Here is an 18,473-nt window from a genome sequence, read left to right as displayed (position 1 = left end):
TCTAGCCGAAGGCCAGCGCCTCGCCCAGGGCCGTCGCGGCTGTCGAACGCGTTGGCGCTGGCCGCCGCTCCAGCATGGCCTGCTGTACACCCCTGAACACCGTAGCGCCGATGTCATTCTGGTAAAGCCAGAGGCTGTTGGCCTGTCCGGTGAAATTCGGCTCGCCGCCCATCGCCTCGGTTGGACGGAAGCCCGTGCCCAGGCCGATGCCGAACAGATTCGGCAGCACACTGCCGTCGGCGCAACAGAGCCGGCACTCGGTGTCCACCACCGGCAGCGTCGGATCGGTCTGCAGCGCAACACGAGCACCGGCATGATCGAGAACCGGCAATTGCCGCGAGCGGTAGCCGAAAGCCGGCACCAGCAGGGCGGCTTCAGTCAGCAGCGCGCGCAGCTCCGTGGCCGACAATTCCATTTCATTCTGGCTGCGGACCCGCAGGCTGCCCGGGTGATGCCGCATCTGTCGCCAGATTTCCCGGCCGTTGCCACGCAAGCCGCCGAGACGGTTGACCCGGCCGGTGCGCGGACAGATATCACCGTCAACAAAGACGTAACCATCGGCTGCGGCTGCGGCCGCGCTGGCATAGAAAACCGGCGGCTCGCGGCGCGACAGCAGCACGATCTCAAGACCGGGCACTGCTTCCTCGCCCAGGAGATGCGTCAGCGCCCAGGCCACCGAATAGGCACTGTGCGATCCGCCCAGAACCACCACGCGCGGCTGCTTTGCCTGCCGCAGTATTTCGGCGGCCCGGTACAGACCGGCCGGCGTCAGGATGGTGTCGGATGGCAATGCAGGCAGGGCACCTCTGTAGGTTGGAAACGGCACGGGATGCGTGCCGCCCAGCGCCACAACCACCGAACGGCCCTGCAGCCTGTGCCCGCGCGCGACCTTACCGGTCGCCTTCACTTTCACGCTGCCATCCGGCAGCATGGTCACCGATCGCGCCGTGGTGCTGCTCAGTACCGCGCAACGCGGATGCCGCGCCAGCACGTCATGCAGCCCGGCACCAAGGCGGGCCATGAAACGCCCGACCAGCGACAGCGGCGGAAAGCCCTTGCGGTAGGCCTGCATCTCCTGCACCACCGGATCGGCGCGCATCTCGCGCAGGACAGCATGCGCGCCGCCGGCCTCCAGGCATTCGAGATAGGCAGCGCCCAGGGTATCGGAATTGATCGCGTAGCGGCCCAGCATGCCGCCGAGTTTCGGCTGACTGTCCACCAGCACGATGCCCTGATCGAGCCAGGCATCGAGAAGACCTGTTTGCGCGGCCCAGACCAGCGGGCCGGTACCGCCGGGCCCGCCGCCCAGGATGATGGTCGATGGCAGAGTCACACAGCCTCCATCACTTTCCGGATCAGGGTGGCAACGCGCTCGATTACCTGCTCGTCCACTGAGCGCGAGGTCGGCAGGTTGATACCGGTTTCCGACAAGGCGCGGCTATGCGGGCAATCGCCGGCGTATTTCTCGTAAAGCGGCATGGCCGACAGTGAATGGAAGAACGGCCGCATTTCAATTTCCGCCATATGGGCCGCAGCGATCAGATGGCTGCGCAGATGCGCCGGCACCTGCAGGCAGGTCAGCCAGACCACGCTGCCACAGGCGTCGGGCAGCGTCGGCGGGAAGGCAATACCTGGAATGCCGTCGAGTGCACGGCGATAGCGTTCGGCGATGCTGCGATTGCGGTCGAGAATACGGTCGATGCGCCAGATCTGTGACTGGCCGATCGCCGCCTGCAGGTTGGTCATGCGGTAGTTGTAACCGACCCGCTCGTGCCAGTAGGACTTGCCCGGCATCATGCCATGGTCGCGCAGCTCACGCAGCATTCGCGCATGGCTGTCGGAGGCGGTCAGGCACATGCCGCCTTCGCCGGTGGTGACAATCTTGTTGGCAAAGAACGAGAAGCAGGCGATGTCGCTGAAGCTGCCGACCTTGGTACCTTCATAGGTGGCACCATGAGCCTCGGCACAATCTTCAATGACGAAGATGCCGCGACTGTGCGCCAGTTCGGCAATAGGACCGATCTCGGCCGGGCGGCCATGCAGATGCACCGGGATCACCGCTTTGGTATTTGGCGTGCAGGCAGCCGCGAAGCCCGCCGCGGTCATGGTCCAGCTCTGCGGATCGATATCCACGATCACCGGCGTGGCGCCGCAATAGAGCACCGCGTTGATGGTCGCGGCAAAGGTCAGGTCTGGCACGATCACCTCGTCGCCCGGGCCGACGCCAAGCGCGACCAGCGCCAGATGCAGCGCGGTGGTGCCGTTCGACACCGCCACACCATGCGGAAGTCCGACAAAGGCGGAAAACTCTTCCTCGAATTTCCCGATATAGGTACCCTTGCTCGACACCCATGAAGAGATGAAAGCGTCCAGCACGGCGCGGAATTCATGCCGCGTCAGGTCGGGATGCGCGATCTGGACATACTGCTCGCCGCGATCCAGTTTGATGCCGCTGAGATAGCCGTTTTCGGTAACGATCGGACTGAGAATCCTGTTATCGACATTCACATCGTTACGCAGCTGGCCATTGGCCAGCGGATCTGCCATGCGACTGACCAGCGGTTCCAGCCGCGGCTCGCGGATTGCGCTGCCATCCAGGATGGCGCGCCTGATATCATCCAGCGAGACATTTCCTACCGGCTTGCCCTCGTCAACCACCACGCAGGCCCCGACGCCATTGTCGAGGCATTTCTCGATGGCGGCGAGCACGCTGTCCGACCGCTCGCACGTGTAGGACAAGAAATCCTGCTCTTCTTCCGTAGCCAGCACCGGCGTTATCCTCCCGAGAAGCGTTTCGACGGTTTCACTGCTCTTGCCCACCGACGATCCGCCGGAATCCCTATTGCAACCAGTGACTAGCCGGTGTCAGCGCAGGCGTTATGCGTATTGCGATGCAAAGCAGGCTCGTCCTCCTAGGAAATTTAATAGCGCCCGGGCTGCCGCCGACCCTTTTTGATCACTGGCCGCCATTACGTCTCGGGGCCAATCTTCTGGCCGTGGTCATCCCCCGACCACACCGAATCGTCAGGAGGCCATATGAAATGCCTGTGGCTCACCCTTGCCGACCCTGAGCCCCGCACCAACGGGCAATACATCTATTCAGGCGGCCTCATTGCCGCACTGGCAGCAGCCGGCGCGACACTCACTGTCGCTGCACTGGCGCGCGAGACGGCCACGCGCCCGACGACACCGCAGATCGTGTGGCGGTTGGCTCAACAGACGCCGCGAGCTTCCGTCGGCATGCTGCTGTCGCCCTGGCCGCAGGTATCCTCGCGCAGCCGCAGCCCGGGTCTGCGCCGGACGCTGGCCGCATGCCTTGCGGAAAGCTGGGATGCCATCGTGTTCGACAGCATCGCTATCGGCTGGGCGCTTGATGACGTGTTGCGCTACCAGCAGCGCAATCCGGAAACTGCACTCGTCTATCTATCGCATAACCACGAACAGAGCGTCGCCCGGCATATCGCTGCCCATGAGGACAGCAGCCTGCCGCGCCGCCTGCTGCGCGGACTGGATGCCGTGAAGGTCAACCGGCTGGAACGCCGCCTGCTGCGCCATGCCGATCTCGCCACGGCGAATACCCCAGAGGACGTGGAGAAATTCGCCTCCGACCCGCGTGCGCCCTCCGTGGCGCTGCTGCGGCCGGGTTATGGTGGCAGCCGTAGCCAGCGCGAGATCGACGCATCCCTGCCGCGCCGCGCCGTCATCGTCGGCAGCTTCGACTGGCTGCCAAAGCGGATCAGCCTGGAAGCTTTCCTTGCCGCTGCCGTGCCGATCTTCGAGCAGGAGAAGATCGACCTGCAGATCGTGGGACAGACGGAAGCAGGTTATCTCGCCCGCCTCGCCGCGCAGTATCCCGCTGTCGATTTCACCGGCGGCGTGTCAGATATCCGGCCTTATCTGGCCGGAGCACGCATCGCGCTGGTGCCGGATCTGCTCGGTGGCTTCAAGCTCAAGACGCTGGACTACGTCTTCCATCGCGTGCCGATCTTCGCCATGCAGGGCGCGGTGCCCGGCACGCCGCTGGTAAACGGTGTTTCAATCCAGGACTACGCCAGCCATACCGCGCTGGCGCAGGGCGTTGCCGATGCAGTCGACGACATCCCTGCCCTGAATGCACAGCAGGCAGCCGCCTATGCAGCCTGCGATCGCGTATTCGACTGGAGCGAGATCGGCAGTTTCCTGCTGCATGTGCTGCGCGATGCACAGCGCCGACGCGGGAGCCGGAGAGATGCCGGCATACTGGCCGGGCCGCCGCCCTTACCGCTGTCGACTACAGGCGCCAACTAGAGGCGCTTGAGCTTTTCCGCGATCCGGTGCGGCAGGTCCGGTGCTTCATTCTCCGGCAGAAAAATGAAGTTGTAGACATAGCGCCCGAAACGCTGGCGCTCGGTCAGCGGCGCGGTGAGATCCGGCAGGTTTTCCGGCCGCTGGTATTTCGCCGGCGAGAAGGTCTTGGCCAGATGCAACCCGCCATCGGCGATGAAATAGCCGCGATAGCCCAATTCATCGAAATAACCGCGCGCCCGCGCCAGCCCGCCCGGCGCCAGCCGTTCATCCACCTCGACCAGCATGCGCGGCTGGCAGCGGCGGATGGTGCCGACAGCGCCATCCAGCACGGCCTGCTCATGTCCTTCGACGTCGATCTTGATGAAGCCGACATCGCCCTGATAGACCGCATCAAGGCGATCCAGCGGTACGCGGATCGTGGTGAAGCCGGGATAGGTGGCGGAGGCCCCGTCCGAAATGGTGGAACAGCCGGTCACCGCCACGCCGTCCACCACCGGAATGCGCAACTCGGTTTCGCCGGCTTCGTGCGACAGCGCCACCGGATGTACGGTCACCTTGCTCTCGAATTTCTCGCGCAGTGCGTCGGCGAGCGACGGTATCGGCTCGAAGGCATGCACCATGCGGGAATATTTGCGCATGAAGTGGACGTAGCAGCCGTCATTGGCGCCGACATCAATGGCGTCGCGCTGAGGATCGCACAGCAGGCCCAACAGGTGCAGTTCGACTTCGCCATAGCGCAGGTAGAACTGTTCCTCGCGCCAGTTCAGCACGGATTGCGGGCAGAGCGACCGCAGGGTGCGTTTGCCGTCGCGCAGCAGGGCTGCGCCGGGAAAACCAGCCTTGGACGATACAGTGGTGGGATTTTCTGTCAGCATGTGTGTCTCCTCGCTCAACCGGGGAGGATAAAGCCTGCCCGGCAGGCGTCCGGTGACAAGCGCATGATCCGTCACGGCCGACGGGACTGACGGCCCGCCCACGGCTGACACGCGGCTTCAGTTTTCCTGGAAAATCTCGCGCCGGCGCGAGCCCAACTGCGGCAACAGCACCAGGCAGGGCACCAGCAGCGCCAGCACGATCAGCGTGGCAGCCAGCGGACGGGTGGCAAATACCGTGAGGTCGCCATCCGACAGGCTGAGCGCACGGCGCAGGTGTTCCTCGATCAGCGGACCAAGCACGAAGCCGAGCACCAGCGGCGCTGGTTCGAGGTCGAGTTTTGACATCGCATAGCCAAGCAGGCCGAAGCCGACCGCGAGATAGACCTCGAAGACGCTTCCGTTCACGCCATAGACGCCGATGCAGCAGAACAGGAAAATCGCCGGGAACATGAGACGATATGGCACCTTCAGGAACTGCACCCAGATGCCGACCAGCGGCAGGTTGATGATCACCAGCATGATATTGCCCAGCAGCATGCTGGCGATCAGGCCCCAGAACAGGTCGGGCCGTTCGGTCATCACGGTGGGGCCCGGCGTGATGCCGTGGATCATCATGCCGCCGACCAGCAGGGCCAGCACCGCATTGGGCGGAATGCCGAGCGTGAGCAGCGGAATGAACGAGGCCTGTGCGGCGGCATTGTTGGCCGATTCAGGTCCGGCCAGGCCTTCAACGGCACCGTGGCCGAATTCCTCCGGCCGGCGCGACAGGCGACGTTCCAGTCCGTAAGACGTGAAGGCCGCGAGGATCGAACCACCACCCGGCAGGATGCCGAGGATGGTGCCGAGCAGCGTGCCACGCAGCACGGCAGGCACGGCACGGCGCGCTTCTTCGCGCGACGGCCACAGGCGGCCAACCGCCTTGACCATGTTGCCGCTGCCTTCGCCGCCGGCCAGATTGCGCATCACTTCGGCGATGCCGAACAAGCCGACCGCAAGCGGCACGAAGCCGACGCCGTCGGACAGTTCGGGAATATCGAAGGTGAGCCGGCCATAGCCGGTGTTGATGTCGCGCCCGATGCTGCCCAGCACGAGGCCGACGATGACCATGGCAATCGAGCCGAGCATGCCGCCCGACGACATGGCGATCGAGATCGACAGCCCGAGCAGCATCAGGCCGAAATATTCCGCCGAACCGAAGGCCAGCGCGATACGGGCGAATTCCGGTCCGAAAAGCACATTCAGCATGGTACCGACGATGCCGGCAAAGAACGAACCCAGTGCTGCGATCGCCAGTGCCGAGCCGGCACGACCGCGCAGCGCCATCTGGTAACCGTCGAGGCAGGTGACCACCGACGCGGACTCGCCGGGCACCTTCATCAGGATCGATGTGGTCGAGCCGCCATACTGCGAGCCATAGTAGATGCCGGCCAGCATGATCAGGGCGGCCACCGGCGACAGGTAGAAGGTAACCGGCAGCAGCATGGCAATGGTGGCGACCGGGCCGATACCGGGGAGCACGCCGATCAGCGTGCCGCAGAGCGCGCCGAGAAAACAGAACAGCAGGTTTTCCGGCTGCAAGGCGATACCCAGGCCGGATACGAAATGCTGCAGCGACTGCATCATGCGGCAAATCCTGGCCAAACCGAGACCGGCAGGCGCAGGCCATAGCCGAACAGCAGCGTAACGAAGGCCGCCAGCGCAAATGCCGTAATGAGCCGTTCACGCAGGCGCAGACCGGCTGAGCCGAAGCTGGCAGCGAAAGCCGTGAACGCCGCCGTCAGCGCCAGCCCGAGCCAAGGCAGCAGCAGGCCGAAGGCCGCCATCGCCGCAGGCACCACGAAGGGCCGCAGCACGAGGCGGCGCGGTATTGTCTCTACTCTCTGAGGTGTGATCTGCCGCCATCCGCGCAGCAGCATGAGGACACCCAGCACAGCGAGACTGGTGCCAGCCAGCTGCAGGATCATGCCCGGCCCGATATCCGACAGCGTGCCGCTGGGATACTGCCAGGTCAGGGCGAGCAGGCCGCCTCCTGCCAAGAGCAGGAGGCCGCCCGTGATCACATCCGTTGAAAGCTGCTGCTGCGCCATGCCGCCAGATTACTGCTGCTGGATGCCATCGTCCTGCATCACCTTGCCCCAGCGCTTGATCTCGGCGCCGAGATGCGTGCTGAAAGCCTGCACCGTGCTGGTCTCGGGCAGGAAGCTGGCTTCCTCGACCTGCTTGCGCACTTCGGGCCTGTCGAGTGCGGTCTTCACAGCAGCATTCATCTTGGAGATGATGGCGTCCGGCGTACCGGCCGGGAAAGCCAGGCCGTACCAGGTGGTGACGTCATATCCCTTCAGGCCAGCCTCGGCGACGGTGGGCACGTTGGGCAGACCGGGAAAGCGCTTGGCCGAGGTGACCGCCAGCGCCTTGAGTTCGCCGCCCTTGATCTGGCCGACGACGGGTGCCGCCACTTCGAACAGCAGCTCGACTTCGCCGCCGCGTACCGCGGCGATGGCGGCGGGCGTGCCACGATAGGGAATATGGCGGATTTCGCCACCGCTCATGCTGCGGAAGACCAGACCGGCGAAATGCTGCGTGCTGCCGACACCTACACTGGCGAAACGAACCTTGCCTGGCTGCGCCTTGATCAGGTCGATCAGGCCCTTGCCGTCATTGGCGGCAATATCCTTGTTGGCGACGATCAGCAGCGGCATGGTCGCCACCATCGAGACCGGCGCGAACGACTTCTCGGAGTCATACGGCAGCGTCTTGTACAGCGTAGCCGACACGGCATGGCCGTTATTCATCATGAAGATGGTCGAGCCGTCCTTCGGCGCCTTGGCGACGAAATCGGCACCGATGGTGCCGCCAGCACCCGGCTTGTTATCAACCACCACCGGCTGGCCAAGGATTTCGGCCAGCGGCTGGGCGACGATGCGCGCGATGATGTCGGTACCACCGCCGGCGCCGAAGCCGACCACCATACGGACCGGTTTGTCGGGCCAGGCTTGTGCGAAGGCCGAGCCAGCCAACAGAGCCGTGGCCGTGATGGCCAGGGCAAACGACGTGGACGCAATCTTCTTCATGGTTTCCTCCTCCGATGCCCGGATTTATATCCGTGGCGTTTATGCCTTTGTTCAGGCCGCGAGTGGCTGCATCAGCATCTGCGGGGTGACGACTTCACCACGCAGCCAGGTGGCGCCGCGGCGATACAGCGCCTCCACCTCCGGCCCTTTCAGGCCCGGCATGTCGCGCTTCACCTTGTAGCCAATCTCTTCCTGGATATAGGCGAGATGGCGATAGCCTCCCGGCAGCGCCGCGAGCTTGCCGGCGTTGATCTTCGGCACGATGGCGGTATCGACCGGATCGATGCGGTCCTTCTCGTAGATCGGCTGGCGCAGCACCACGCCCCAGCGGCCGTCGCGCTTCTCGAGGAAATCGTAAAAGCGGCCGGTGCAGACCACGTCGCAGATCACGCCATGCACATTGGCGCGCTGCGAGATGGTCATTTTGGTCTGGCTGATGGCGCGGTTGCCGGCGAGGTCGACGGAAATGCCGCCGAGGAAATGCAGGATGCTGACGCCCTTGGCCCAGCCTTCCTGGCTGACGCGGATGAAATCGGCGGCCGGGCCCTGGAACCAGGTGGCCATCATCCAGCCATCGTCATGCCAGACCGTGCGGAAGCGCTCCCAGTCGCCGGCATCGCGCCACATCGCCCAGTTCTGCAGCAGGTCGGCAATGGCGAGACGGTCTTCGCGCTCGGTGGTCATTCTTTTCCTCCATCCTGCTTGATTTCGCAGGTTCACATATATAAACTGGTTCATATTATGAAACAGCCTGCCGGCACGACTGTCAAGTCCGCCGACCGCGTTCTCGACATCCTCGAGGCGGTCGCGAAGGGCCATGCATCCTTCTCTACGCTGATGACCGTGCTGGGCATTCCGCGCAGCAGCCTGTTCCAGTTGCTGGGCAATCTGGTGGCGCGCGGCTATCTGCAGCAGGACGACGCCACCGCACGCTATCGGCTGGGCGACAGGATCGCCGAACTGGCGCGCGGCCGCCCTGCCCCGCCGCTGCAGACACTGGTGCTGCCGATGCTGCAGAAGCTGAGCCAGGAGACCAACGAAACCACCGGCTTCTACATCCGCGACGGCGAGCATGTGACGGCGATTGCCACGCAAACCGGCGGACAGGCGCTGGCCTATACCATGCGCGTCGGCGAGATGGCCCCACTCTATGCGATTTCCTCAGGCAAGATAGCGCTGAGCCATATGAGCGACCGCGACATCAAAGCCTATCTGGCGAATGTGCAGTTCGAGCGCTTTACGCCGCAGACGCTGACCAGCGCCAAACAGGTCTGGGATCAGATCCGGCAGGCGCGCGAGGAAGGCTTCGCCTATGCGCGCGAGGAATTCACCGTTGGCATCACCGGCGTTGCCGCGGGCGTACTGGTACAGGGCGAGTTGATCGGCAGCATAAACCTGGCGGTACCCAGCGTGCGCTTCACCAAGTCGAGTGCCGCCGCGATCCGCCAGCGCCTGCGGGCTGCGGCAGGGGAACTCGCAGGGACTATCGAAAAGGCTGGGCTCGGTCAGCGCTAGTCGAGGCCGAGATAGGCCTTGCGGATTTCAGGCCGGCGCATCAGGTCGTCAGCCGGGCCTTCCATCACGATGCGCCCCTCTTCCAGCACATAGACGCGTTTGGCGATTTCCATCGCCATGCTGACATTCTGCTCGACCAGCAGCACCGACAGGCCGTCGGCATTGATGCGGCGGATCGCATCGAACATGTCCATGACGATAGACGGTGCCAGACCAAGCGAGGGTTCATCGAGCAATAGCAGCTTCGGTCGCGCCATCAGCGCGCGCCCGATGGCGACCATCTGCTGCTGGCCGCCCGACAACGACCCTGCCGGCATCGGCAGTTTCTGGCGCACGGCGGGAAACAACTCGCAGACCTGCTCCAGCGTGTCCTTCCGGCGCGCCTTCGCTTCAGGCAGGTAGCTGCCGAGCTCCAGATTCTCCAGCACCGTCATACCGGCAAACAGCCGGCGGCTTTCCGGCACGATGGCGATGCCGGCCTGGCAGAATTTATGCGGGGCAATCCGCGTCACATCGTTGCCGTGGAATACGATGCTGCCCTGCGAGGCCCGGTTCAGACCGGCCAGCGTGTTGATCAGCGTGGTCTTGCCGGCGCCATTGGGGCCGACGACGCAGACCAGCTCACCGGTCTGCACCTTGATGCTGACATCCCACAGCGCGGGGGCCGCGCCATAGGCGACTTTCAGGTTGTTGACCTCAAGCATGGGCTTTCCCCAGATAGGCCGCCTTGACCTGGTCGTCGTTCATCACATCCACCGCGTTGCCTTGCGCGATCATGCTGCCGTAATTCAGCACCACGATCCGGTCGGTCAAGGCCATCACCGCGCGCATCACATGCTCGACGAAGATGATGGTGGTGCCGCGATCACGGATACGCTGGATCATCTCGATGGCTTCGTTGATCTCGCTGGGCGTCAGGCCCGACAGCACCTCGTCCAGCATCAGCAGCTTGGGCCGCGCCGCCAGCGCACGCGCCAGTTCGAGGAACTTGCGCTGGTGCAGGTTGAGGTCTTCGGGCAAGACATGCGCCCGATGCGACAGCCCGGCAAAGGCGATGAATTCCTCGGCCTGCTTCGTCGCCTCGGCGCGGCTCAGGCCTTCACCGCCGAACATGCCGACCATCGCAACATTCTCCAGCACGGTCATCTGGCCAAAGGGGCGCGGAATCTGGTACGTGCGCGCGATGCCAGCCTGGGCGAAGCGATGCGCATCCATCCCGGTCAGCGTCCTGCCATCGAAGACGATCTCGCCGGCAGTCGATTTGAAATGCCCGCTGACCACATTGATGAAGGTGGACTTGCCCGAACCGTTCGGCCCGATCAGGCCGAGGATCTCGCCCTTGCGGACCTCCAGCGTCACATCGTTGAGCGCTTTCATGCCACCGAAGGCCTTGGTCAGGCCGCGTACCTGCAGCAGTGGCTCGGACGAGATCACCGGCCTGGAGGCCAGCCGCACCACTGGTGCCGCCTGCCCCCCCACGCCGTCATGCGCCGAGTGATGCTCCTGAGGCGGTTCGACCGTAACCTGCTGCTTGCGCCGGGCATGGCGCCAGTTGGTGAACACGCCCAGCACGCCGGTCGGCATGAACAGGATCACCACCACCAGGATCAGACCGACCATGGCGCGGCCGAAGACGGCATAATCACCCGAGGTGAAGAAATACAGCAGGCAGGTGATGAAGACCGCGCCAACGGCAGGGCCGATCCAGTGCCGGCTGCCGCCCAGGATGCTCATCAGCACCACCGACAGCGGCACCGTGATCGAGAAGGTTTCCGAGACGGTGACATAAGAGATGAACACCGCATGGATACCGCCGGCCAGACCGGCCAGACCGCAGGAAATCGCCAGCGCGTAGAGCTTGAAGCGATAGGTCGGTACGCCCATCACCTCGGCGACGTCCTCGTCGTCATGGATCGCGAAGAGTCCCGAGCCGAATTTGGAGGCATAGATCCAGTAGGAGATCAGCAGCGTGACCATCGCGGCCACCAGTCCCAGCATGTAGAGCGAGGCTGACGGCGACGGGCCGAGCCTGGGGATATCGACGCCAAGCAGGTAGATACCGGGGCCGCCATCGATCTTGGTGTTGAGGATGATGGTGGCCAGCACGAAGGTGACGGCGAGCGTCAGCAACGCGAACAGCTCGCCGCGCACGCTGGCGACACGGAACACGACAGCGCCCAGCGCCACGCCAAGTGCTGCAGCCACCAGCACCGCGGCGGGCAGCGTCGCGAGGAAAGGCCAGCCGATGGTGCCGGCCAGATAGGCCGTGCCGTAGATACCGGCGCCGAAGAACGCGCCATGGCCAAAGGAGAAGTAGCCGGTATAGCCGGACAGGATGTTCCACGACACCGCGAGGATGATCCAGTGGAACAGCAGATAGAGGAAGGATTCCCAGAAGGCCGGCGCGCCGAGCCAGGGCAGTGTCGCTAAAGCGATGCCGGCCGCCAGGATGCCGGAGACAATGGCCTTGTTCATGATCAGGCCCTACCCGGACGGAACAGCAGCATGAGGATCAGCAGCGAGAATGACACGATAGGCGCCCAGGATGGCGCGAAGATCGCCATGGCGATGGCTTCGCTGACCCCGATAATGATGCCGGCAACCAGCGGGCCCAGTGCGCTGCCCAGGCCACCCAGCATCACCACGGCAAAGACAACGCCAACCCAGGAGAAAATCTGCGTGGGTGTCAGAGTGAAGGTCAGCGCGAAACAGACGCCGGCAATCGAGGCCAGCGCGACGCAGGTGCCCGACAGCATCAGCGACAGCCAGCGCTGGTTGATGCCGAAGGCGGCCGCAATGGGTCCGTCTTCGGCCATGGCGCGCATCGCCTTGCCAATGTCGGTGAAACGCATCGCAGCCCAGACGCCGAAGGCGAACAGGATGGCGAGCACTAATGTCAGCAGCTCGGGCACCGGAATGAACAGGCCGCCGACCTTGAACTTCTCCTCGCCATAGGCCGACTGCAATTTGCGGAAGTCGGCGGTCCAGACATACTGGATCAGGCTTTCGATCATCACCGTGAAGCCGAAGGTGACGAGCAGCGAGTTGAAGGGCGAAATCCTGAAACGCGACAGCAGCCATTGCTGCGCCACGCCGATGGCGAAGAAGAATGGCGGCAGGATCAACAGCGTGAGCAGCGGATCAATGCCCCAGACCGACACCATGTGATAGCTGAGATAGGCGGAAAGAAAGACGAAGCCGAAATGCGCCAGGTTGATCTGGCGAAGCAGGCCCCAGGACAATCCCAAGCCCAGACCGATCATACTGTACATCCCGCCGATGAAGACGCCAGACAGGATGGATTGCAGCAGAAGGTTCAGGCTTGGGAAGGTCATCAGGATTCTACTCTTTTACATTACTGCTTGAGCGTGGCACCCGGAGCGGCCCATTCCTTGGGCCAGACCGTAACCCAGTTGCCGTTTTGCACCTGCTTGATACGCATCAGGTCATCACCGAAGTTATTACCCTTGTCGAAGCGCAGCGTGCCCTGGATGGTCTTGACCTGATTGGCCTTGAGCCAGTCAGCCATCTTCTTGTCATCCAGGCTCTTGGTGGCAACCACCGAGGCTTCCAGCAACTGCCAGGCCGTGAAGCTCGCCGCCGCCTGCACTTCCACCTTGGTGTAGGGGAAGCCGGCTGCCTTCGCCCGCTCGTTGTAAGTCTTCACGAACTTCGCGGCCACCGGATCGTTGGTGAACGGTGCATGCTCTTCGAAGATGGTAACCGAGAGCGCATTCTTGGTTTCCGGCGAAGTCGCCATCGGACCCGGGGCCGGGTAGAGATGGAAATGCAGCGGCGGCTCGTAGTCGAGTTTCTTCATCGCTTCGAGCAGCATGTTGCCTTCCAGGCCGATATCGCCGACGAAGACGAGATCGGGCTTGGCATCCTTCACGCGGGCAGCAATCGGCCCGAAGTCACGGTTGCCGAATTCCCACTCGAGGAACAGCACTTCCTGCAGGCCACGCTTCTTGGCCACTTCACGCGCACCCAGGCTGAGGAAATGCAGCGAGGGGAACTTCGAGGTGACGATGGCGATGGTCTTCGGCGGCTTCGGCGAAGCAGCCAGAGCATCGAACAGCGTGTTGGGAACCGTGGTGCCCGGATCCGGGCCGAGCGACCAGGCCGGGAAGTGCATGTCGTACTTCGCCAGCGACGGCACGCCCATGGTGTGATGGATCAGCATCTTGTTGTAACGCTGCGCCACGCCGATGGCCGACAGGATCGCGCCGGTGGCATACGGACCCATCAGCAGGTCGACCTTGTCGGAGGTGACGAGCTGCTCATAGAGCGTGCGCGCCACGTCCGGTTTGGACTGGTCGTCCTTGACGATCCACTCTACCTTGCGGCCCAGCAGGCCGCCGCGGCTGTTGAGGTCCTCTACATAGATCTCGCCGACCAGCTTATGGACCAGTGCGGTGGCCGAGAGCGGACCGGTCAGCGCCAGCGTGCTGCCGACGCGGACCGGCGCGCCCTGCGCCAGTACCGGTGAAGCGGCAAGGCTTAAACAGCCCGCCGCGACTGCCGCCATGGCGACAATCCGTTTCAAGCTTTTCATTGTTTCCTCCCTGGTGTGTGTCTTATCGACGCCTTACTCGTTCTTAATGCCGTTGCGCAGAATGCCCACCTTCTCGACTTCCACTTCAACCACGTCGCCCTGCTTCATGAAGAGCTGCGGCTTGCGCGCGAAGCCGACGCCGGCCGGCGTGCCCGAGATGATCACGTCGCCCGGCACCAGCTCGAAAATCTCGGAGCAGGTGCTGACCAGCGTGGCCACATCGAAAATCATGTGCTCGGTGTTGGAATCCTGCAGCACTTCGCCGTTCAGGCGGCACTGGATACGCAGGCCAACCGCGCCGGCCGGCAGTTCGTCAGCGGTGACGAGTTCCGGGCCGAAGGATGCGGTCTTGTCGAAATTCTTGCCGATCATCCACTGGTGCGACTTGAACTGGTAGTCGCGGATCGAGCCGTCATTGAACAGCGAATAGCCGGCGACATGCTCCAGCGCCTTGTCCTTGGAGATGTAGCGGCCGGCCTTGCCGATGATCACGGCAAGCTCGGCCTCGTAGTCGAACTGGTCCGACACCTTCGGCTTGATCAGGGCTTCGTCGTGGGCGACCCAGGACGACGGGAAGCGATGGAACAGCACCGGATATTTCGGCGCGTCCTTGTAGGGGCTTTCGGCAGCATGGTCGATGTAGTTCAGGCCGACCGCGATTGCCTTGGACGGGTTGAGCACTGGCGGCAACAGCTTGGCGCCCTTGAACGGCGTGGTGGCACCGCCCTTCGCGGCGGCCTCCTTGGCCTTGGCGAGACCGCTGGCGCCCTGGGCGAGCAGCGCATCGACGTTGTCAGGCAGGCCGGCGGAGGTAAGGTCGATGATGTTGTCGCCGTTGCGTGCACCGAGCGAACGCTTGCCGTTGTTCAGATAATTGAGCAGACGCATGGAGAGACAGTCCTCTTTTACAACAGATTTTTCTGTTCAGGCCTTATGGGCCTGGGTTTCGTGATTGGTGATGAAGTCTTCCGGCACGGCCGGGCCCCAGAGGTAGAACGAATCCTCCGGTGGATGATCCTGGGCCGGCCAGCCATCGAGGCCGACGAAGTCGATGTCGTAGGAATATTCGGTGAAGCTGCCCCAGGGATCGCGCTGGTAATAGAAGTAGTTCGAGCCCAGCACATGGCGACCCAGACCCCAGCCGTATTTGTGACCCTTGTTCAGCATCTGCTCCATGCCGAGGCCGACTTCGTCGATGCCGCGCACGACCCAGCTGGTGTGATGCAGGCCCGGCCCGTCGGACTTGGCAAACGCCAGCAGATGATGATCGCTGGAATGCACGCCATGCATGAAGGCGATGCCGTCGCCGGACTGGTCCGACAGGTTCATGCCCATGGCTTCGCGGTAGAATTTCAGCGAACGCGGCACATCCGAGCAGAACAGCAGCGCATGGGTCAGGCGCACGGGCTTCACCGGCTGCATCGAGCGGCGGTTGAAGCCGATCTCGGTGCCGGCGGGGTTCTTCATGTTCATCGGACCGAAGGTCTCGCCCTTCTGGTTGGGCGACGACTTCTCGGCCACCACGACCTGCAGCGTGATGCCATCGGGATCCCGCAGCCAGAAGCCCTGCTCGTCCACCAGCGGATGCGGGTCGATCAGCTTCACGCCGGTCTTTTCCAGATGCTTGCGCAGCGGCTCGTAATCCTCGGCATAGACGCCAAGCGCAAGGTATTCGAGCTTCTTCGGCTTGCCGCTTTCGAAAATCGAACCCCAGCGATGCGGATGGCCGAAGGTGTAGAGATCGAGGCGATTACCGACTGCGCGCACATCAAGGCCGAAGTCGGTGAAATACTGCTTCGCGACGCCGAGATCTGGCACGCTGAAGACAAAGCGATCCAGGGAATGAATTGCGGTCACGCCGGGACGCCGGGGATCTGCCATCTTGTTTCCTCCAAAACCGCCCTTGTAAGGGTCCGTTTTTTTCTATATTTTCGTCTTACACATAGATTTCTGTCACCGCAATATATTTTTCGGATGAAAATAATCCACAGCCCCACCGATACCATCCCCCCCGCCCTGGCTGAGAGCCCGGGGACGAAGTCGCATCGTGCCTACACCCAGATTCGCGCCGACATCCTGTCCTGCACCCATCTGCCTGGGATGAAACTGAATATTGCGGCACTGGCGGCCGATCTCGATGTGAGTCTGGGCGCGGTGCGCGAGGCGCTGTCGATGCTACAGTCCGAAGCGCTGGTGGTTTCCGAACCGCAACGCGGTTACACGGTAAGCCCGGTTTCACCGAAGGAACTGGCGGATATCACCGAAGCCCGCATCGCCATTGAGGCGATGTGCCTGCGCACCTCGATCGAGCGCGGCGACCTCGCCTGGGAAAGCCGGCTGGTGGCGAGCTGGCACAGGCTGTCGCGGCTCAGCCAGACCGAGGCCGGCAAGGACCTGCATCTGAGCGAGACCTGGTCACACGCCCATGCCGATTTCCACGCCGAACTGGTCGGCGCCTGCGGCAACGACTGGCTGCTGCGTATGCGCGCCATGTTGTATGAACAGAGCGAACGCTATCGCCGCATGTCGGTTTCGGTGCCGCAACCGAACGCGACGCGCGACGTTCCGGCCGAACACAAGGCGATCTTCGACGCTGTAATGGAGCGCGATGTCGAACGCGCCGTCGCTGCCCTTGAAAACCATCTGCGCAAGACAGCCACCATCGTGCGCACTTCCGTGGCCCTCTAACGTCCCTCTCGAGCAAAAAGCCAAAACATGACCAAGATTTCCGCTGACGCACTCAAGCAACTCTTCCTCGATGCCCGCACACAGAACGGCTTTCTGGATAGGCCCGTCTCCGACGAACAGCTGCGCGAGCTTTACGACATCGCCAAGATGGGCGCGACCTCGATGAACACGCAGCCGATGCGCGTGCTGTTCCTGCGCACCAAGGAAGCCAAGCAGCGCCTGGCCCCTGCCCTGTCGCCGGGCAATCTGGACAAGACCATGGCCGCGCCGGTCACCGCCATCGTGGCGCGCGACATGCAGTTCTACGAATACATGCCCGAGATCTGGCATAACCCGACAGCCCGCGACACCTTCGCCAATAATGCGCCGATGGCGCAGGCCACCGCCGTACGCAATGCGACTCTTCAGGGGGCTTATCTGATGATCGCCGCCCGCGCCATCGGGCTGGATTGCGGCCCGATGAGTGGTTTCGATATCGCCAAGGTGAATGCCGAGTTCTTCCCCGATGGCCGCTGCCAGACCGATTTCCTGTGCAATATCGGCTATGGCGATACGTCCAAGCTGATGGGCCGCCAGCCGCGCCACGCCTTCGAGCGCGCCTGCACGCTTCTGTAATGCCGCATTTCATCGTCCACTGCCTCGATGCTCCGGACGCGCTGCCGCGCCGTCTGGAGCATTACGACGCGCATAAGGCCTATCTGGGCACGGCGCCGGTGCGCATCCTTGTTTCCGGCCCGCTGATGTCGGATGACGGTGAGACGATGATCGGCAGCCTGTTCCTGATCGACGCCGAGACCAGGGCGGCGGTAGACTCTTTCAATGCCGCCGATCCGTTCCGACAGGCCGGGATTTGGGCGGAAATCCGCATTCATCGTTTCCTCAAGCGGGTCGATCTGCGCGACTAAGTCCCAAGCGCATTATCAAATGCGTTGTCAAAATACGTTGACTGGCCATGCTCGCGTCCCGCACCTTGCGACATCGGGTTGATCTGGATCCAGGATGAAACGTATGCCGCCGGTGAAAGCGCAGGTTCAGGATGGCCAGCTGGTGCTGAGCCTGCCGCAGGACGCCCTGTTGCTGGAACAGGCGGTTCAGCTGCTTGAACTCTTCCTGGCGGTGGTGCCCGAAGATCGCAGCGCCTGTCTTGATGCCCTGACAAAACCCGAAGATGCGGCAGCGCCGCTGTCGCTCGATGAAAACCGCTATCTCGCGCTGATCGCACGCGGCCTGCAGCAGCGCGACGAGCAGGCCGTCCGTTTTGCCGAAGCCGATCTTTTTGCGCTGAACGAAGCCGAACGACTGGGCATCAAACTGACGGCACGCCAGCGCAACACGCTCATACAGTATTATGTGGAGCGTCAGCCCTCCGACGAGGCGGCAGCGCCGACAGGGGGATCGAGCAGCGAGGCCGCCCTGGCACGGGCCCGGATTCTGGCCGAACGGATGCGCCGGAAGCGCTAGCTGACCCGCAGTGCAACATAT

The 18,473-nt window shown here is 63.2% G+C and carries 19 protein-coding genes; 6 read left to right on the top strand and 13 right to left on the bottom strand.

Translation table 11 applies throughout. The annotated features are described in order from the left end of the window. Window position 1 precedes the first annotated feature (1 nt). Window positions 2-1,333 carry a hypothetical protein gene (locus FNB15_RS14470; protein ID WP_144069384.1) on the bottom strand — a complete coding sequence of 444 codons (1,332 nt, stop codon included), beginning with the start codon at window positions 1,331-1,333 and terminating at the stop codon, window positions 2-4. Further along, window positions 1,330-2,769, bottom strand: a complete 1,440-nt coding sequence (locus FNB15_RS14465) for an aminotransferase class I/II-fold pyridoxal phosphate-dependent enzyme (RefSeq protein ID WP_185973563.1) — start codon at window positions 2,767-2,769, stop codon at window positions 1,330-1,332. Before FNB15_RS14465 ends, FNB15_RS14470 begins: the two co-directional genes overlap by 4 nt. 267 nt (window positions 2,770-3,036) lie before the next feature. Between FNB15_RS14465 and FNB15_RS14460 the strand changes: the two genes are divergently transcribed. Next, window positions 3,037-4,287: a glycosyltransferase gene (locus FNB15_RS14460; RefSeq protein ID WP_144069382.1), complete on the top strand. Its 1,251-nt coding sequence runs from the start codon at window positions 3,037-3,039 to the stop codon at window positions 4,285-4,287. Here the strand turns inward: FNB15_RS14460 and FNB15_RS14455 are convergent. The 5 genes from FNB15_RS14455 to FNB15_RS14435 form a co-directional block, all read right to left on the bottom strand. Beyond that, window positions 4,284-5,162: an FkbM family methyltransferase gene (locus tag FNB15_RS14455; protein WP_144069381.1), complete on the bottom strand. Its 879-nt coding sequence runs from the start codon at window positions 5,160-5,162 to the stop codon at window positions 4,284-4,286. The genes FNB15_RS14460 and FNB15_RS14455 overlap by 4 nt on opposite strands. A 117-nt stretch (window positions 5,163-5,279) precedes the next feature. After that, a complete protein-coding gene (locus FNB15_RS14450) occupies window positions 5,280-6,785 on the bottom strand; it encodes a tripartite tricarboxylate transporter permease (RefSeq protein WP_221932657.1) in 1,506 nt (501 codons plus the stop codon). Further along, complete coding sequence (locus FNB15_RS14445) at window positions 6,782-7,249, bottom strand: tripartite tricarboxylate transporter TctB family protein (RefSeq protein ID WP_144069380.1); 468 nt, start codon at window positions 7,247-7,249, stop codon at window positions 6,782-6,784. The genes FNB15_RS14450 and FNB15_RS14445 overlap by 4 nt, the downstream gene beginning before the upstream one ends. Window positions 7,250-7,258: 9 nt before the next feature. After that, a complete protein-coding gene (locus tag FNB15_RS14440) occupies window positions 7,259-8,233 on the bottom strand; it encodes a Bug family tripartite tricarboxylate transporter substrate binding protein (RefSeq protein ID WP_144069379.1) in 975 nt (324 codons plus the stop codon). Between the two features lie 51 nt (window positions 8,234-8,284). Further along, window positions 8,285-8,917, bottom strand: coding sequence for a nuclear transport factor 2 family protein (locus FNB15_RS14435; RefSeq protein ID WP_144069378.1), 633 nt, complete (start codon window positions 8,915-8,917; stop codon window positions 8,285-8,287). 57 nt (window positions 8,918-8,974) lie between these two features. Here FNB15_RS14435 and FNB15_RS14430 point away from each other — a divergent pair, with 57 nt between their 5' ends. Next, entirely contained in the window at window positions 8,975-9,748 is a 774-nt protein-coding gene (locus tag FNB15_RS14430) for an IclR family transcriptional regulator (protein ID WP_185973562.1), read from the top strand. Here FNB15_RS14430 and FNB15_RS14425 read toward each other — a convergent pair. From FNB15_RS14425 to FNB15_RS14400, 6 genes are read right to left on the bottom strand one after another with little or no spacing between them, the layout of a single operon-like run. After that, on the bottom strand, window positions 9,745-10,452 hold the full coding sequence (locus tag FNB15_RS14425) for an ABC transporter ATP-binding protein (protein WP_144069376.1): 708 nt from the start codon (window positions 10,450-10,452) through the stop codon (window positions 9,745-9,747). The two genes, FNB15_RS14430 and FNB15_RS14425, sit on opposite strands and share 4 nt — an antisense overlap. Continuing rightward, window positions 10,445-12,223, bottom strand: a complete 1,779-nt coding sequence (locus FNB15_RS14420) for a branched-chain amino acid ABC transporter ATP-binding protein/permease (RefSeq protein ID WP_144069375.1) — start codon at window positions 12,221-12,223, stop codon at window positions 10,445-10,447. The genes FNB15_RS14425 and FNB15_RS14420 overlap by 8 nt, the downstream gene beginning before the upstream one ends. 2 nt (window positions 12,224-12,225) lie before the next feature. Further along, a complete protein-coding gene (locus FNB15_RS14415) occupies window positions 12,226-13,083 on the bottom strand; it encodes a branched-chain amino acid ABC transporter permease (protein WP_144069374.1) in 858 nt (285 codons plus the stop codon). 20 nt (window positions 13,084-13,103) lie between these two features. Next, window positions 13,104-14,303, bottom strand: coding sequence for an amino acid ABC transporter substrate-binding protein (locus FNB15_RS14410; RefSeq protein WP_144069373.1), 1,200 nt, complete (start codon window positions 14,301-14,303; stop codon window positions 13,104-13,106). Between the two features lie 33 nt (window positions 14,304-14,336). After that, window positions 14,337-15,191 carry a fumarylacetoacetate hydrolase family protein gene (locus FNB15_RS14405; RefSeq protein ID WP_144069372.1) on the bottom strand — a complete coding sequence of 285 codons (855 nt, stop codon included), beginning with the start codon at window positions 15,189-15,191 and terminating at the stop codon, window positions 14,337-14,339. Window positions 15,192-15,227: 36 nt separating this feature from the next. Next, complete coding sequence (locus FNB15_RS14400) at window positions 15,228-16,184, bottom strand: VOC family protein (protein ID WP_144069371.1); 957 nt, start codon at window positions 16,182-16,184, stop codon at window positions 15,228-15,230. A 219-nt stretch (window positions 16,185-16,403) separates the two neighbouring features. On the opposite strand from FNB15_RS14400, the gene FNB15_RS14395 reads away from it, so the two are divergent. The 4 genes from FNB15_RS14395 (at window position 16,404) to FNB15_RS14380 (ending at window position 18,452) form a co-directional block, all read left to right on the top strand. Continuing rightward, window positions 16,404-16,991, top strand: coding sequence for a GntR family transcriptional regulator (locus FNB15_RS14395; protein WP_246068695.1), 588 nt, complete (start codon window positions 16,404-16,406; stop codon window positions 16,989-16,991). Window positions 16,992-17,018: 27 nt separating this feature from the next. Then, window positions 17,019-17,606 (top strand): malonic semialdehyde reductase, encoded by a 588-nt coding sequence (locus FNB15_RS14390; protein WP_144069369.1) that lies wholly within the window; start codon window positions 17,019-17,021, stop codon window positions 17,604-17,606. Continuing rightward, window positions 17,606-17,896 (top strand): YciI family protein, encoded by a 291-nt coding sequence (locus FNB15_RS14385; RefSeq protein WP_144069368.1) that lies wholly within the window; start codon window positions 17,606-17,608, stop codon window positions 17,894-17,896. Before FNB15_RS14390 ends, FNB15_RS14385 begins: the two co-directional genes overlap by 1 nt. Before the next feature lie 94 nt (window positions 17,897-17,990). Next, a complete protein-coding gene (locus tag FNB15_RS14380) occupies window positions 17,991-18,452 on the top strand; it encodes a hypothetical protein (protein ID WP_144069367.1) in 462 nt (153 codons plus the stop codon). The last annotated feature ends 21 nt before the right edge of the window (window positions 18,453-18,473 follow it).

This window comes from Ferrovibrio terrae (assembly GCF_007197755.1).
GTDB lineage: Bacteria > Pseudomonadota > Alphaproteobacteria > Ferrovibrionales > Ferrovibrionaceae > Ferrovibrio > Ferrovibrio terrae.
The sequence above is the reverse complement of the archived record's forward strand: the minus strand, read 5'-3'. Positions and strand labels throughout refer to the sequence as shown.

Bases quoted from the DNA above. Each gene is read 5' to 3' on its own strand.
- FNB15_RS14460 (WP_144069382.1), top strand. From the start codon at position 3,037: ATGAAATGCCTGTGGCTCACCCTTGCCGACCCTGAGCCCCGCACCAAC.
- FNB15_RS14430 (WP_185973562.1), top strand. From the start codon at position 8,975: ATGAAACAGCCTGCCGGCACGACTGTCAAGTCCGCCGACCGCGTTCTC.
- FNB15_RS14450 (WP_221932657.1), bottom strand. From the start codon at position 6,785: ATGATGCAGTCGCTGCAGCATTTCGTATCCGGCCTGGGTATCGCCTTG.
- FNB15_RS14425 (WP_144069376.1), bottom strand. From the start codon at position 10,452: ATGCTTGAGGTCAACAACCTGAAAGTCGCCTATGGCGCGGCCCCCGCG.
- FNB15_RS14400 (WP_144069371.1), bottom strand. From the start codon at position 16,184: ATGGCAGATCCCCGGCGTCCCGGCGTGACCGCAATTCATTCCCTGGAT.
- FNB15_RS14440 (WP_144069379.1), bottom strand. From the start codon at position 8,233: ATGAAGAAGATTGCGTCCACGTCGTTTGCCCTGGCCATCACGGCCACG.
- FNB15_RS14420 (WP_144069375.1), bottom strand. From the start codon at position 12,223: ATGAACAAGGCCATTGTCTCCGGCATCCTGGCGGCCGGCATCGCTTTA.
- FNB15_RS14395 (WP_246068695.1), top strand. From the start codon at position 16,404: ATGAAACTGAATATTGCGGCACTGGCGGCCGATCTCGATGTGAGTCTG.
- FNB15_RS14435 (WP_144069378.1), bottom strand. From the start codon at position 8,917: ATGACCACCGAGCGCGAAGACCGTCTCGCCATTGCCGACCTGCTGCAG.
- FNB15_RS14410 (WP_144069373.1), bottom strand. From the start codon at position 14,303: ATGAAAAGCTTGAAACGGATTGTCGCCATGGCGGCAGTCGCGGCGGGC.
- FNB15_RS14405 (WP_144069372.1), bottom strand. From the start codon at position 15,191: ATGCGTCTGCTCAATTATCTGAACAACGGCAAGCGTTCGCTCGGTGCA.
- FNB15_RS14380 (WP_144069367.1), top strand. From the start codon at position 17,991: ATGAAACGTATGCCGCCGGTGAAAGCGCAGGTTCAGGATGGCCAGCTG.
- FNB15_RS14415 (WP_144069374.1), bottom strand. From the start codon at position 13,083: ATGACCTTCCCAAGCCTGAACCTTCTGCTGCAATCCATCCTGTCTGGC.
- FNB15_RS14390 (WP_144069369.1), top strand. From the start codon at position 17,019: ATGACCAAGATTTCCGCTGACGCACTCAAGCAACTCTTCCTCGATGCC.
- FNB15_RS14385 (WP_144069368.1), top strand. From the start codon at position 17,606: ATGCCGCATTTCATCGTCCACTGCCTCGATGCTCCGGACGCGCTGCCG.
- FNB15_RS14445 (WP_144069380.1), bottom strand. From the start codon at position 7,249: ATGGCGCAGCAGCAGCTTTCAACGGATGTGATCACGGGCGGCCTCCTG.
- FNB15_RS14455 (WP_144069381.1), bottom strand. From the start codon at position 5,162: ATGCTGACAGAAAATCCCACCACTGTATCGTCCAAGGCTGGTTTTCCC.